Origin of the sequence: Streptomyces thermodiastaticus (assembly GCF_014656135.1) — a bacterium.
GTDB classification, from domain to species: domain Bacteria; phylum Actinomycetota; class Actinomycetes; order Streptomycetales; family Streptomycetaceae; genus Streptomyces; species Streptomyces thermodiastaticus.
Genome location: NZ_BNBV01000005.1, coordinates 101,442 through 116,538, shown reverse-complemented (window position 1 = coordinate 116,538; position 15,097 = coordinate 101,442). Strand labels below are relative to the sequence as shown.

8 protein-coding genes are annotated in these 15,097 nt (G+C 73.9%); 1 reads left to right on the top strand and 7 read right to left on the bottom strand.

All coding sequences use genetic code 11. The features are described from left to right. Nucleotides 1-48: 48 nt before the first annotated feature. From IE286_RS07330 to IE286_RS07310, 5 genes are all read right to left on the bottom strand, one after another. Nucleotides 49-1,842 carry a serine/threonine-protein kinase gene (locus IE286_RS07330; RefSeq protein WP_189795792.1) on the bottom strand — a complete coding sequence of 598 codons (1,794 nt, stop codon included), beginning with the start codon at nucleotides 1,840-1,842 and terminating at the stop codon, nucleotides 49-51. A 106-nt stretch (nucleotides 1,843-1,948) separates the two neighbouring features. Beyond that, a complete protein-coding gene (locus tag IE286_RS07325; protein WP_505014448.1) occupies nucleotides 1,949-3,631 on the bottom strand; it encodes a protein kinase domain-containing protein in 1,683 nt (560 codons plus the stop codon). A gap of 137 nt (nucleotides 3,632-3,768) precedes the next feature. Beyond that, nucleotides 3,769-6,324: a serine/threonine kinase C-terminal domain-containing protein gene (locus IE286_RS07320; protein WP_189795790.1), complete on the bottom strand. Its 2,556-nt coding sequence runs from the start codon at nucleotides 6,322-6,324 to the stop codon at nucleotides 3,769-3,771. 200 nt (nucleotides 6,325-6,524) lie between these two features. Beyond that, entirely contained in the window at nucleotides 6,525-8,537 is a 2,013-nt protein-coding gene (locus tag IE286_RS07315; RefSeq protein ID WP_189795789.1) for a serine/threonine-protein kinase, read from the bottom strand. 225 nt (nucleotides 8,538-8,762) lie between these two features. Next, a complete protein-coding gene (locus tag IE286_RS07310) occupies nucleotides 8,763-10,469 on the bottom strand; it encodes a glycerol-3-phosphate dehydrogenase/oxidase (protein WP_189795788.1) in 1,707 nt (568 codons plus the stop codon). Nucleotides 10,470-10,757: 288 nt separating this feature from the next. Between IE286_RS07310 and IE286_RS07305 the strand changes: the two genes are divergently transcribed. After that, nucleotides 10,758-11,966: a nucleotide sugar dehydrogenase gene (locus IE286_RS07305; protein WP_189795787.1), complete on the top strand. Its 1,209-nt coding sequence runs from the start codon at nucleotides 10,758-10,760 to the stop codon at nucleotides 11,964-11,966. Nucleotides 11,967-12,199: 233 nt separating this feature from the next. Here the strand turns inward: IE286_RS07305 and IE286_RS07300 are convergent, their stop codons facing one another. Then, nucleotides 12,200-13,324 carry a GuaB3 family IMP dehydrogenase-related protein gene (locus IE286_RS07300; protein ID WP_125496467.1) on the bottom strand — a complete coding sequence of 375 codons (1,125 nt, stop codon included), beginning with the start codon at nucleotides 13,322-13,324 and terminating at the stop codon, nucleotides 12,200-12,202. A gap of 248 nt (nucleotides 13,325-13,572) precedes the next feature. Then, nucleotides 13,573-15,078 carry an IMP dehydrogenase gene (gene guaB / locus IE286_RS07295; RefSeq protein WP_189795786.1) on the bottom strand — a complete coding sequence of 502 codons (1,506 nt, stop codon included), beginning with the start codon at nucleotides 15,076-15,078 and terminating at the stop codon, nucleotides 13,573-13,575. Nucleotides 15,079-15,097 lie beyond the last annotated feature (19 nt).

Genomic DNA, 15,097 nt, shown 5'->3' with positions numbered 1-15,097 from the left:
AAATGCGCTGATCAGCGGCGATGCGCCGCGCGCAGGCCCCGGAGGCGACTACAACTCGTCCACGTCCAGGTTGGCGATCGCCGCCTCGGCCACCTCGCGGCCGCGCCGGGTGAAGTCGCCCTGCCCGGGGTAGCCGATGGTGAGCTTGTACATGTCACCGGCGGAGTTCTTGTAGTACAGGATGCGCACCTCGCGCGGCAGCGGAGCGTCACTGTCGTCGGTTTTGTACACGATCGTGTTCCCGGCGGCCTTCCTGCCGTGGAAGGTCACGTTCCCGTCCGGCTCGGTCCGGGGCTGCGGCTCGGACGGCATGTCGAGGTCGTAGTCGCCCCTCTGCTTGTACGCGGCGTCGTCCTCGTACATCTCGGCCGCCGCCGAGTCCGCGATGTCGTGTCCGGTGTCCTCCTTCTTCCGCTCGACCGACAGGGTCACCCAGACGCTGCCGCTCGGGTCGGTGTAGGTGACCCAGTGGTCGTCGTCCCTCACCCGGTCCGGCACCGAGCGCGTGTACTGCCGCGGCACGGCGATCGTGGCGGTGACGTCCTTCTCGTGGTGGGTGGTCCACCCGTCCGGCAGCGGGCCCGCGAAGGGCTGCGCGATCAGCAGATACGCCGCCACCGCCGCCGCGACGGCGGCCGCGCCGAGCACCGTCCAGGCCCGGCGGCCCAGCCGCAGGGCAGGCCTGCCGTCCCGGGCGGTGTGCACCGCCTGCGTGACGGGCGGCGGCAAAGGCGGGGCCGCCGCTTCCTGCAGCAGGGCGCGGACCCGGGCGGCGTCCGGGCGGTGGGCGGGGTCCTTCTGCAGCAGGCCGGTGATGACCTCGGCGAGCGGACCGGTCGCGGCCGACGGCGGGGCGGGCGTGGCGTTGAGCACCGACTGCAGGGTGGCCGGGGTGTTGCTGCGGCGGAACGGCGAGACGCCCTCGGTGGCCGTGTACAGGACCACGCCGAGCGACCACAGATCGCCGGCCGGGCCGGGATGCCGGCCCAGGACCCGCTCGGGGGCGATGTACTCCGGGGAGCCGACGAAGCCGCCGGTGTCGGTCAGGCGGGTGTCGCCCTCGATCCGGGCGATGCCGAAGTCGGTGAGGACGATCCGGCCGTGCGGGCCGAGCAGGATGTTGTCCGGCTTGACGTCCCGGTGCAGGACGCCCGCCGCGTGCGCGGCCTCCAGCGCGCCGAGCACCTCCAGGCCGATCCGGGCGGCCTCGCGCGCCTCCAGCGTGCCCTCCTGCAGGACGCTGCCGAGCGAACGCCCCCGCACCAGCTCCATGACGATCCACGGCCGGCCGTCCACCACGGCCACGTCGTGCACGGTGACCACCGACGGGTGGTCGAGCCGGGCCGCGGCACGGGCCTCGCGCCGCATGCGCTCGAAGGCGTTGGCACGCTCCCGCTCCGGCAGGCCCTCAGGGAGGCGGGGCTCCTTGACGGCGACCTCGCGGTCCATCGTCTCGTCCTTGGCGCGCCACACGGTGCCCATGCCGCCGTGCCCCAGTCGCGCGAGCAGCCGGTACCGGCTGGCGATCAGGCGTTGGGCGCCGGGATCGGACGCGGCCGGCGGCGGCGGGACGGCCGCGGCGGGCGACCGGGCGGCCTGCGCGGCGTGCGGCTGGGCGGCCTGATGCGGGTGCTGCTGCGGCTGCTCGTGGCCGGGCCGGGTCTCCGGCGTGCCGGCCGGCCCGGACGGGGCCGCCGCGCCGGGGTGGGCCTGCGGGGTACCGGCCGCCTCGGCGGCGTAAGGGCTCTGCGGATACGGGACCCGTGGCCGCGGGGCCGGCGGCGGCAGCACATAACTCGTCGGCTCACCGGCGCGGTTGCGAGGTCCCCCGTTGTCGCTCATACGTCCATGCATAGCGTGACCGGCGCTTCCGGTTCCACCGAGGCGGCCGTGCGGTCATGAAGCCGTGACCTGACGGCACGATGCGATCCGGCGGTCCGTCGCCCGGTCAGGTCCCGTCGGGCTGCCAGCTCATGAGCACCTGCTGGAACTGCTCCTCGGTGGCCGGCCAGTCGTCGGCGGGCCCGGACATGTAGATCGCATACTCGACGTTGTCGCGCGAGTAGTACATCTCCTCGACGGCGCGCCGCGGCCCCGCGAAACCGTCCTTGGGCAGCGACGTCCAGGTGTACTCCCACAACGATCCCGGCCGGTCGCGGAAGGTGTCGGCCTTCAGGGTGATGCGCTGGTAGTCGACCAGCCGGTGCAGCTGCTCCTCCAGGTCGAGCTGGTGGTCGTGCGCGGTGGGGAAGTCCGGCGAGTCGTCGACGGCGATGCGGATGAAGTGCCGTCCGCCGTCCGGTGTGTAGTCGACCTGGTGGAGGTCCGCGTCGGACACCACCCGCTGCCAGTTCTCGCCGGGCACGGCGATGCTGAAGCCGAACGGGTCGTGTCTGCGCACCCAGCCGGCCGGGAGGCTGCTCGCGGCGTCGCTGCCGGGCGTGGCGTCCGTGCCGTGCGCGGGGGACGAGGCGGGCGGTGAGGTGGCCGCCGTCCCGGCCGTGCCGCCCCGGCCGTCCTGCCACTTCTGCAGCACCACCGCGGCTCCTCCGCCCAGGAGCGCGGCCAGCACGAGCGCGAGGACGACATGGCGTCTGCGGCGGCGGCCGGGCCCGGCGGTGCCGGACGGCGCGGGCGCAGGCTGGTAGGGCGTCGTGCCGCTCTCGAACCGCCGGCCGGCTCCGTCGGGTCGCGTGGGGCCGTCGTACGGGGAGGTTCCTCCGCCGGCCGGGGCGGCGCCGGAGTGGGGCGCGGGCGCCGGCTCGGTGCCGGTGGGCTGCGCGGGTATGGATGCCCTGGCCTCGGGCCGGCGTCCCTGCGCGGCCTCGGCGAGCATCCGCTCGGCCGTCGCCGCGTCCGGGCGCGCCGTCGGGTCCTTGCGCAGCAGCGCGGTGATGACGGGGCCGAGCGGGCCGGCGTGCCGCGGCTCGGCGGGTTCCTCGTCGACGACCGCCTGCATGGTGGTGAGCGGCGAGGTACGGCGGAACGGCGACAGGCCCTCCACCGCGGTGTACAGCGTGGCGCCCAGCGCCCACAGGTCGGAGGCGGGCCCGGGGTCGTGGCCGCGGACACGCTCGGGGGCCAGGTAGTCGACGGAGCCGACGACCTCGCCGGTGCGGGTGATGGTGGAGTCGCCCTCGATCTGCGCGATGCCGAAGTCGGTCAGCAGCACGCGGCCGTCGTGGGCCAGCAGGACGTTGGCGGGCTTGACGTCGCGGTGCAGGACCCCGGCCTTGTGGGCGGCGCGCAGGGCGCGCAGCACCCACAGCCCGACCCGGGCGGCCTCGGCGGGCTCCACCCGCCCCTGCTCCTTGATCGCGTCGGCCAGGGAGCGCCCCTCGACCAGTTCCATCACGATCCACGGACGGCTGTCGTGCTCCAGCACGTCGTGCACCGTGACCACGGCGGAGTGGTTGATCCGCGCCGCGGCGCGGGCCTCCGCCCTCGTGCGTGCGAGAAGAACCGCCTGGTCGCTCTCGGACACGTAGAGAGCGGCGGTCAACTCCTTGATGGCGACCTCGCGGTGCAGCACCTCGTCGTGTGCGCGCCACACGCGCCCCATGCCGCCGCTGCCGATGGACTCGGCGAGCCGGTAGCGGCCCGCGAGCAGCAGGCCCTGCGTCTGATTCACGTTGCCCCGCATAGTTCTTGACAGGGCCAGCGTAAGGACCGGTGTGCCGGCGGGGAACCGCCGGGGTCCCATGGAGACACCACTGTGACGGACGGAGACGGTGTCACAAGCTGTGCCGAGTACGACTGTTGGGAAGGTCAGCCGGTGAACCGGTAGGTGCTCTGGGCCTGTTCGTACAGGCTGTTCACCTCGTCGCGCTGGGACTCGGGGCCGCGTACCTGCACCACGTGGTAGCGGCCGTCGAGCAGGATGGCCGCGTTGCGCACGAACAGCTCGCGGCCGTCGCCGCCCGTCCAGGTGAACTGGCCCTCGGCCATGGTGGTGCCGCCGACCTGGATGGTCCGCAGGCCGGAGGAGGTGGCCCAGCTGGATTCGCGGTAGGGGCGCAGCTCGCCTTCCTTCTCCCGCTGGTAGACCATCGGGTCGCTGCCGAACTCGGCCGCGCTGTCCCGCCCCGGGACCACGATCAGCCGGAAGTCGCCGTGGGCGTAGACCACCTGGTCCGGGCCACTGCCCGGGGTGCGGCTGAAGTTCTCGGGCAGGGCGATCTGGAAGCCGGCGGGGTCCTCGCGCAGGGCGTATCCGTGGGCGAGTTCGGTGCCGGTGCTGCGGGCCTGGGCGGAGTGCGAGGACCGGGCCGCACCGCTTCCTCCGGGTGCGGCTGCCGCGTCGTCCTCGCCGTGCCCGGAGGACGACGGGACGGGGCTCGCCTGCCCGGCGCTGCCGACGGGGCCGGAGCCGGCCGCGCCGTCCTGTCCGGCCTTGGGCATGAACAGCATCGCGTAGGCGAGGGCTCCGGCCACCAGCAGCAGGATCAGCAGAAGCAGGACGCGGCCGAGGCGGCGCGGGGAGCCTGCCGGTCGTCCGGCCCGCTTGTGCCGGCCGTGGTGGGCGGGCACCTGGGCGCGCCGACGGCGCACCAGTTCGCCGCGCCGGCGCACCACCGGCAGCCGGCCCGTGGCCTCGGGCGGCGGCGCGGCGACCACGTGGGTGCCGGCCTCCGGCTCGGGCGCGGACCGCACCAGCGAGCGCAGCCAGCCCGCGAGTTCCTCGACGTCCGGGCGTTCGGTGGCGTCCTGGCGCAGCAGCGACTCCACGACGGGGCGGAGCGGGCCGCACTCCTCGGCGAACGCGGGCGGCTCGGCGCACACCATCTGCACCAGCTCGGCGGTCGACTCCTCCGGGTACGGCGGGTGTCCCTGCACGGCCCGGAAGAGCAGCGCGCCCAGCGCCCACAGGTCGGTGGCGGGGCCGACCGGCGCGGCCAGCTGCCAGTTGGCGTGCACGGGGCCGGCCTGCTCCGGCGCCCAGCGTTCGGTCACCGGTCCCACCACGGTCATGCGTGCCTGGCGCGCCCGTTCGGCGTCCAGCGCGGTGGCCGGGCCGCGCCCGGCCGGGGCGCCCGTGCGGTCGCCGGCGGGCGCGGGCCGCGCGGCGGGGACGCCGTGCTGCGCGGCAAAGGCCCGGTCCACGACGGTGTCCGCGGTGCCGTGGCCGGCGGCGCCGCCCTGCGGGCGGGCCGCGGCGGCGCCCGGTGCGGCCGCGGTGCCCTCGCGTTCCGCGGCGGGAGCAACCGGCCGGCGGTGCCCGGCGGTCTCCCGGACGCCGTACGGGTCGGTGATCCGGCCCGGCGGTACGAGACGGGTCTCGTCCTCGGCGGGCTGCCGGGCGCCGGGGACGGCCGGGAACCCGGCCTGCCGGGCCGCCTGGGCGCGGGCCGCGGCACGTGCGCCCTCGCGGTAGGCGGCGATGGCGTCGGCGCGGGCCGCGCGGATGTCGCTGCTGTGCGGCGGGACTCCCGCGACCGGGCCCGGCCCCTGCCCCGGGCCGGTGCGTCCGGGAGCCGGCGGCAGCGCGTCGGCGGCCTGGCGTGCCTGGATCGCGGCCCGCCGCGCGGCCTCGGGGTCCGTCGCGGCGGGGGCGGGGCCGGACGGCTGTCCCGGCTGCGGTCCGGCCTCCCACGGGGCGAGGCCCGCCCCGGTGGGCCCGCCGGCCGCCGGATCGCCCGCGGGCTGCCCGTGCCCGGCCGGGTCGCCGGCCTGGTCGTCCGGCACGGGGTCGTATCCGCACAGCGCCTCCTCGGCCGCGCCGACCGCGAGGCCGCTGAGTATCACCCGGCCGTCGTCGCAGACCAGGACCGTGCGGGGGGTGATGTTGCGGTGCACCCAGCCGTGGCCGTGCAGCACCCGCAACGCCATGAGGAGATCGGAGGCGACCTCGGCCGCCCGGTACGGCGTCAGCGGACCCTCGTCGAGCAGTGCCGCCAGCGGGCGTGCGGCGACCAGTTCACTGGCGATCCACAGCGAACCACCCTCCGTGAACACGTCGAAGACCTGGTCCAGACGGGGATGGTCGGGGATCCGGGCGGCGGCCTGCGCCGCCTCGACGGCCCGCCGCACGGCCGGATCGGCGGGCTGCCGGGCCGCCGGGCCGCGCCCCCGCGGCACGGCCGTGTCACGGGCGGGTGCGGGAAGCCGCCAGGTGGCGCCGTCGCGGGCGGTGAAGCCGTCGGGCAGCCCGTCGGCGTCGAGCACCTCCGCCTCGACGACCTCCGGCAGCGGCACCTGCCGCAGCATGACCTCCTGTCCGCTGTAGGTGTCGAAGGCGCGGGTCTCGGTCAGTTCGTACGCGTCGGACGAAGGCAGCGGCAGCCGGTAGCGGCCGGCGAGAACCCGGCCCGCGTAGTCGTCCACGTCGCCCTCCCCCGGTGCCGCACGGCCGGTCGGTTCCTTCTCCCCACGCGCCCCGTTTCCCACATGCTCACGGTGCGCAATCACTCACGATACGTGCCGAGGCGGTCCCCCACCGCCGGGTTGCCGTATCTGGCCAGGACCCGCGCCCGGCGTCCTCCGTGCCCGCGCCCGGCGCGTCCTCCTCGCCCGCGCCCGGCGTCCTATTTGCCCGCGCCCTTGGGTTGGAACGACTTCGTGAGCGTGCGCCAGGTGTCGCGCCGCAGGTCGTCGTCCCAGTCGTCGGCCTTGGCCGTGTACATCAGGGCGTAGCCCTGGTGGTCGTTCACCACGAAGCCCCGGTCCACGGTGCGGTACTCGGTACCGCCGTCGACGTAGGTGAACTCCCAGTCGGCCGTGTTCCAGCCGCGGTAGTCGGTCTTCTCGATGCGGATGCGGTGGTACTGCTTGCGGACCATGTAGCGCTCCTGGTTCTTCCAGTCGGCCACAGGGTCGTCCTTGGGCGTGGAGGTCCAGGCGACGAGCAGTTTCTGCCCGCCAGGGCCGGTGAAGCGGTCCCCGGCGGAGTCCGACTCGGCGTACGACCAGCCCTCGGGCAGTCCGATGGAGTAGCCCTGAGCGCCGCGGTGCGTGCTCACGCCGTCCTCCCCGTCGTCGTCGGAGGACTCCTCGCCGGAGGAGTCCTGGTCCGGGGCGGCGGCGGACGAGGCCGCGCCGGGCGAGCCCTGTGCGTCGCCGGCCGCCGTCGCGGGTCCGCTGTTCCGGCCGTCGGGGTGGCTGCCGCCGGCCTTGTCCCCGGTCGTGCCGCCCACGGAGGCGGCGGCCGCGGTGGGTGCGGCGCCCGGCTCGCCGCCCTCGTCGTCGCCGCCGAGGGTGAGGGCGAGCACCGTGCCGATCACGGCGAGCACCACGACCACGGCGACGGCCACCAGGGTCCGCTTCGACACCACGTCGGACAGCGGCGCGCGGGGCGCCTGCCGCGGCGGCAGGTCCAGGTCCAGGTCCGGCGGCGGCACCACGGGCCATCCGCCGCCGCTGCGGCCGGTCTGCGTGCCGCCCGCGGAGGCCGTACGGGTGCCGGTGCCGCCCTTGGCCGCGGCGGCGGAGGAGGCCGCCCCGGCCACCGCCGCCGGCTCACCGCGTTCCCGGGAGGCCGTGCTGGACGCGGCGGCGGCCTTGCGCACGGAGCGCAGGGCGCCGCGCAGCCGGTCGGCCTCCTCCTCGCTCCGCCCGCCGGCGGAAGCGGCGCCCGTGCCCGTGCGGCCCTCGTCGCCGCGCGGGTCCGGCTGCGCGGGCAGCGGCACCACCTTCGTGGCGTCCGCGGGCGGCTTAGGCCCGGGCTCCGCCGGGTCGGGCGCGTCGATGACGGCGTTGAGCAGGGCCCGGGCGCCGGCGTCGTCGAGACGCTTCTCCGGGTCCTTGGTCAGCAGGCCGCAGATGACGTCGCGCAGCGGGCCGGCGTTCTTCGGCTCCTCCAGCGGCTCGGTCATCACCGCCGTCAGCGTGGCGATCGCCGACCCCTTGTCGTAGGGGGGCGCGCCCTCCACGGCCGCGTACAGCAGGCCGCCGAGCGACCACAGGTCGGCGGCCGGGCCGGGCTTGTGGCCGCGGGCGCGCTCCGGGGCGATGTAGGAGGGCGCGCCGACCAGCATGCCGGTGGAGGTGATGGACGGGTCGCCCTCGACCTGGGCGATGCCGAAGTCGGTGAGCACGACCCGGCCGTCGTCGGCGATGAGCACGTTGGAGGGCTTCACGTCGCGGTGCAGGATCCCCTGGCGGTGCGCCGACCGCAGCACGTCGAGGACCGCGAGCCCGACCTCGGCGGCCCGCCGCGGCTGAAGGACACCGTCCTCGCGGATGACCTCGGCGAGCGACTTGCCCTCGATCAGCTCCATGACGATCCACGGCCGGTCGTCCTCGTCGACGACGTCGAAGACGGTCACCGCGCTGGTGTTGCGGATCCGCGCGATCGCCTTGGCCTCGCGCAGCGTGCGCGTGATCAGGCGCCGCTTCTCCTCCTCGTCGATGTTCGACGGGAACCTCAGCTCCTTGACGGCCACCGTCCGGCCCAGGGTCTCGTCCTCGGCACGCCACACCGTGCCCATGCCGCCGCGGCCGAGCACGTCCTTCAGCCGGTACCGCCCGGCGAGAAGACGCTCGGTGGTGTCCTGACGAGTGTCCTGACGGGAAGTCCCCGCCCGCTCCGCCTCCGACATGCGTCCCCTCATGCAACCCGCCCTGACAGAGCCTCCATTGTCTCTCACGCGACAAGTGCTCGGCGCCCAGGGTGGCCTTCGGGACACCTTTGGTGTCCGCTGAACAGCCCACACACGGCGGGTCGGTGAGCATGCGTCGACCGCGCGGGGGCGCTTCGCGCGGCGGTCCCGGTGCGCCCCGGGCCGTGTCGGGGACGTGCCCCGGGGCGCACCCGGGGCGCCGGCCTACAGCGGCACGATGTCCGGTGCGCCCAGGCGTGCGGCGTCGGCGGTGAGATCGTCGGGCTGGCGCTGCGACTCCCGCTCGGCCTCGACGCGCTTGTGGTAGTGCTCCACCTCGCGCTCGACCTGGTCCGCGTCCCAGCCCAGCACGGGTGCCATCAGCTCGGCGGCCTCGCGGGCGCTGCGCGTGCCCCGGTCGAAGGTCTCGATGGATATGCGGGTGCGCCGGGTCAGGACGTCGTCGAGGTGGCGGGCGCCCTCGTGGGAGGCGGCGTAGACGACCTCGGCGCGCAGATAGTCGTCGGCGCCCTGCAGGGGGTCGCCCAGCGACGGGTCCTCGGCGACGAGGCCGAGCACCTCCGGCACGGCCGAGCCGTACCGGTTGAGCAGGTGTTCCACGCGCACCACGTGCAGGCCGGCGCGGGCGGCGATGCGTGCCCGTGCGTTCCACAGCGCCCGGTAGCCCTCGGCGCCCAGCAGCGGCACCTCCTCGGTGACGCAGTCGGCGACCCGCATGTCCAGGCCGTGCACCGCCTCGTCGACGGCGTCCTTGGCCATCACCCGGTAGGTGGTGTACTTGCCGCCGGCCACCACGACCAGGCCGGGCACGGGGTGGGCCACGGTGTGCTCGCGGGAGAGCTTGCTGGTGGCGTCGGACTCGCCGGCCAGCAGCGGCCTGAGTCCCGCGTACACGCCCTCCACGTCGTCCCGGGTGAGCGGCACCGCGAGCACCGAGTTCACCCGGTTGAGCAGGTAGTCGATGTCGGCGCTGGAGGCCGCGGGGTGGGCCTTGTCCAGGTCCCAGTCGGTGTCGGTGGTGCCGACGATCCAGTGCCGTCCCCAGGGGATGACGAACAGCACGGACGTCTCGGTGCGCAGGATGAGCCCGGTGGAGGAGCTGATGCGGTCCCGCGGCACGACCAGGTGGATGCCCTTGGAGGCACGGACGTGGAACTGGCCGCGCTCGCCGACCATGGCCTGGGTGTCGTCGGTCCACACCCCGGTGGCGTTGACGACCTGCTGGGCGCGGATGTCGTAGTCCTCACCGGTCTCCACGTCCTGCACCCGGGCGCCGACGACCCGTTCGCCCTCGCGCAGGAAGCCGGTGACGCGGGCTCGGTTGGCCGCCTTGGCACCGTAGGACACGGCGGTGCGCACCAGGGCCACCACGAAGCGGGCGTCGTCCACCCGCGCGTCGTAGTACTGCAGGGCGCCGACGAGAGCGTCCTTCTTCAGACAGGGGGCTATGCGCAGGGCGTGACGGCGGGTCAGGTGACGGTGCAGGGGCAGGCCGCGGCCGTGCCCGCGGGCCAGCGACATCGCGTCGTAGAGGGCGACGCCCGAGCCCGCGTACAGCCGCTCCCAGGCGCGGTGCCGCAGCGGGTACAGGAACGGCACCGGCCTGACCAGGTGCGGTGCCAGCCTCTCCAGCAGCAGGCCGCGCTCCTTGAGGGCCTCGCGCACCAGCGCGAAGTCCAGCATCTCCAGGTAGCGCAGTCCGCCGTGGATCAGCTTGCTGGAGCGGCTGGAGGTGCCCGAGGCCCAGTCGCGGGCCTCGACCAGTCCGGTGTTCAGGCCGCGGGTGGCGGCGTCCAGGGCCGTGCCCGCGCCGACCACTCCGCCGCCCACGACCAGGATGTCCAGCTCCTGTCCGGCCATGTCCGCCAAGGACGCGGCGCGCTGCGCCGGCCCGAGTGTCGCTGTCCTCACTGCCGCCTCCCGCTGTGTGTCGCGCCGGCCGCACTCGTCGGACGAGGCCCGTCCCTCTCACGGACGGGCCCGCGTTTCCCTCCTGCCCTGATTGTCACCGTCTTGCCCGCCTTCAGCCACCACTCACTCCCGGGCTGTGGACAACTCGGGTCGGTTCACCCGGAAACACGCAGGTCAATGCCACATAACGGTCATATTTACTCCTAGTCTGACAGTGCACTCGCTCGCCCTGCCGCCAGGGCTTGCGCGCCTGCCCCGCCTCGGTCACTGGGAAGGACGGCCCACGCCATGCCCGCAGATCTCGCCGTCATCGGACTCGGTCCACTCGGCCTGCCCCTGGCCCAGGCCGCCGTCGCCGCCGGCATCCCCACGCTCGGCTACCACACCGGGGAGGAGCCCGGCACCCTCAGCCCCGCCGAACTGCGCCGGATGCTCGCGGGAGGCTTCCGGCCCGCCACCGACCCGGCAGCGCTGGGCCGGGTGCGCACCGTCGTGATCTGCGCGCCCACCCCGCCCGCCGCGGACGGCGGCCTGGACCTGAGCCAGCTGGAGACGGCCGCCCGCGCGCTTGCCGGGCATCTGCGCCCGCACACCACGGTGATCCTGGAGTCACCCGTGCTGCCGGGCACCACCGAGACCTTCCTGCGGCCGCTGCTGGAACAGAGCTCGGGCCTTATCGCGGGCCGGGACTTCCACCTCGCCCACTCCCCCAGCCGCGTCGACCCCGGCAACCGTGCCTTCACCCCGGCCAACACCCCGAAGGTGATCGGCGGTCTCACCCCTGCCTGCACCGAATCGGCGGCCGCGTTCTACAGCCGGCTCACCGACAAGGTGGTGCGCGCCCGCGGGCTGCGCGAGGCCGAGACCGTGCAGCTGCTCGAGACCAACTACCGGCATGTGAACATCGCCCTCGTCAACGAGATGGCCGTGCTCTGTCACGAGCTGGGCGTGGACCTGTGGGACGTGGTGCGCTGCGCGGAGACGAAGCCGTTCGGCTTCCAGGCCTTCCGGCCCGGCCCCGGTGTCGGCGGCCACGGCGTCCCCCAGGATCTGTCCGGCCCCACGGGCCGCGGCCTGCGCATGGTGGAGCTGGCCCGGAAGGTCAACAGCCGTATGCCGCGCTACGTCGTCCAGCGCGCCGCCACGCTCCTGAACGAGCACGGCAAGTCCGCGCGCGGCGCCCGCGTCCTGCTGCTCGGCGTCACCTACAAGCCGGACCTCGCCGACCTGCAGGGCACACCGGCCGAGGAGATCGCCGAGCGCCTGACCGGCCTGGGCGCCTCGGTCAGCTACCACGACCCGTACGTGCCCGCGTGGAGCATCGAGGACCGCCCCGTCCCGCGCGCGGACGCGCTGTACGAGGCGGTCGCCGAGGCCGACCTGACGATCCTGCTCCAGCACCACCGCACCTACGACCTGCAGGGACTGTCGGTGAAGGCCCAGCTGCTCCTGGACACCCGGGGCGCGGCACCGCAGGGAGCGGCGCACCGGCTGTAGCAGGGGGCGGGCGGGTGCGCGCGCAGGGGCGGCACGGAGGCGTGCGCCCCCCTGCGCACGCAGGTGCTCCGACCAGAGCGATCCCGCCTCGGAGCAGAGCGATCCCGCCTCAGCCAGGGATCCCGCCTCGGGCCAGGGCGGTCGACGAAGCGGACGCCCGGACACGCGGTCCTCAGGTAGGGGACCGGCCGGGTCCGGGCGTCGCTTCCTTCAGCGGCTGCGGCAGCGGCCGCTCACCGCTTGTGCTGCGAGTCGGCCACCGTCACCTCGACCCGCTGGAACTCCTTCAGCTCGCTGTAGCCGGTGGTGGCCATGGCGCGGCGCAGGGCACCGAAGAAGTTCATCGAGCCGTCCGGGGTGTGGGACGGGCCGGTGAGGATCTCCTCGATGGTGCCGACCGTGCCCAGGTCGACCTTCTTGCCGCGCGGCAGCTCGGCGTTGACGGCCTCCATGCCCCAGTGGTGGCCCTTGCCCGGCGCGTCGGTGGCGCGCGCCAGCGGGGAGCCCATCATCACCGCGTCCGCGCCGCAGGCGATCGCCTTGGGCAGGTCGCCGGACCAGCCGACACCACCGTCCGCGATCACATGCACGTACCGGCCGCCGGACTCGTCCATGTAGTCGCGGCGGGCCGCCGCCACGTCCGCCACCGCCGTCGCCATCGGCACCTGGATGCCCAGCACGTTGCGGGTGGTGTGGGCGGCGCCGCCGCCGAAGCCGACGAGGACACCCGCGGCACCGGTGCGCATCAGGTGCAGGGCCGCGGTGTAGGTGGCGCAGCCGCCGACGATCACGGGGACGTCGAGCTCGTAGATGAACTGCTTCAGGTTGAGCGGCTCGTGCGAGGAGGAGACGTGCTCGGCGGAGACCGTCGTGCCGCGGATCACGAAGATGTCCACGCCCGCGTCCACGACCGCCTTGGAGAACTGGGCGGTGCGCTGCGGGGAGAGCGCGGCGGCAGTGACGACACCGGCGTCGCGGACCTCCTTGATGCGGGCGCCGATCAGCTCCTCCTTGATCGGCGCGGCGTAGATCTCCTGCAGGCGCCGGGTCGCGGACTCGGCGGGCAGCTCGGCGATCTCGTCGAGCAGCGGCTGCGGGTCCTCGTAGCGGGTCCACAGGCCTTCGAGGTTGAGCACGCCCAGGCCGCCCAGCTCGCCGATGCGGATGGCGGTGGCCGGGGAGACGACCGAGTCCATGGGGGCGGCCAGGAACGGCAGCTCGAAGCGGTAGGCGTCGATCTGCCAGGCGATCGAGACCTCCTTCGGGTCCCGGGTACGGCGGCTCGGAACGACGGCGATGTCGTCGAACGCGTACGCCCGGCGGCCGCGCTTGCCGCGCCCGATCTCGATCTCAGTCACGTTGGTCGCCTTTCCCTGATGCGTCTCAGCGTCTTCCAGTATCGCCGACGCCCCTGGCGAGCGGCCGACCCCCACGGCCGGCGCCCCTGGCGGACGCCGGATCGGACGCCCGGCTGACACCCGAGAGACACCCAGGAAATGTCCAGGACAAGACCAAGGGACGCCCGACAGACGCCCAAGAACAGGGCGGCCCCGGATCATCCGGGGCCGCCCTTGAACGTCTCAGACGTGCGCCGCGCTCGCGCGGGTCACTTCTTGCTGTAGTTCGGCGCCTCGACGGTCATCTGGATGTCGTGCGGGTGGGACTCCTTCAGACCCGCCGAGGTGATCCGCACGAACTGGCCCTTGGCCTGCAGCTCGGGCACGGTCTTGCCGCCGACGTAGAACATCGACTGGCGCAGGCCGCCGACCAGCTGGTGGACGACCGAGGCGAGCGGGCCGCGGTAGGGGACCTGGCCCTCGATGCCCTCGGGGATCAGCTGCTCGTCGGAGGCGACGCCCTCCTGGAAGTAGCGGTCCTTGGAGAAGGACTTGCGGTCGCCGCGGGACTGCATGGCACCCAGCGAGCCCATGCCCCGGTAGGACTTGAACTGCTTGCCGTTGATGAACAGCAGCTCGCCCGGCGACTCCTCGCAGCCCGCGAGCAGCGAGCCCAGCATCACCGTGTCGGCGCCGGCGACCAGGGCCTTGGCGATGTCGCCGGAGTACTGCAGGCCGCCGTCGCCGATGACCGGCACACCGGCCTCCTTGGCGGCCAGCGAGGCCTCGTAGATGGCGGTGACCTGCGGGACGCCGATGCCGGCGACCACGCGGGTGGTGCAGATGGAGCCCGGTCCGACACCGACCTTGATGCCGTCGGCGCCCGCGTCGATCAGCGCCTGGGCGCCCGCCCGGGTGGCGACGTTGCCGCCGATGACGTCGACGCCGGAGTGGTTGGACTTGATCTTGGCGACCATGTCGCCGACCAGCTTGGAGTGGCCGTGCGCGGTGTCCACGACGATGAAGTCGACGCCCGCCTCGATCAGGGCCTGCGCGCGCTCGAAGGCGTCACCGGCCACGCCGACCGCCGCACCGACCAGCAGGCGGCCCTTGGCGTCCTTGGCGGCGTTGGGGTACTGCTCGGCCTTGACGAAGTCCTTGACCGTGATCAGGCCCTTGAGGATGCTGGCGTCGTCGACCAGCGGCAGCTTCTCGATCTTGTGGCGGCGCAGCAGCTCCATGGCGTCCGCACGCGAGATGCCGACCGTGCCGGTCACCAGCGGCATCGGGGTCATGACCTCGCTGACCCGGCGGGACCGGTCGGTCTCGAAGGCCATGTCGCGGTTGGTGACGATGCCCAGCAGCTTGCCGGACGGGTCGGTGACCGGGACACCGCTGATGCGGAACTTGGCGCACAGCGCGTCGGCCTCGGCGAGCGTGGCCTCCGGGTGGATGGTGATGGGGTCGGCCACCATCCCGGACTCGGAGCGCTTGACCAGGTCGACCTGGTTGGCCTGGTCCTCGACGGACAGGTTGCGGTGCAGCACGCCGACGCCGCCCTGGCGGGCCATCGCGATGGCCATGCGGGACTCGGTCACCTTGTCCATCGCCGCCGACACCAGCGGGATGTTGAGCCGGACGTTCTTGGAGACGTACGAGGTGGTGTCGATCTCGTCGGGCGCCATGTCCGACGGGCCGGGCAGCAGCAGCACGTCGTCGTAGGTCAGCCCGAGTGTCGCGAATTTCTCGGGCACTCCGTCGACGTTGGCAGTCATGACACCTTCTCCACATGGC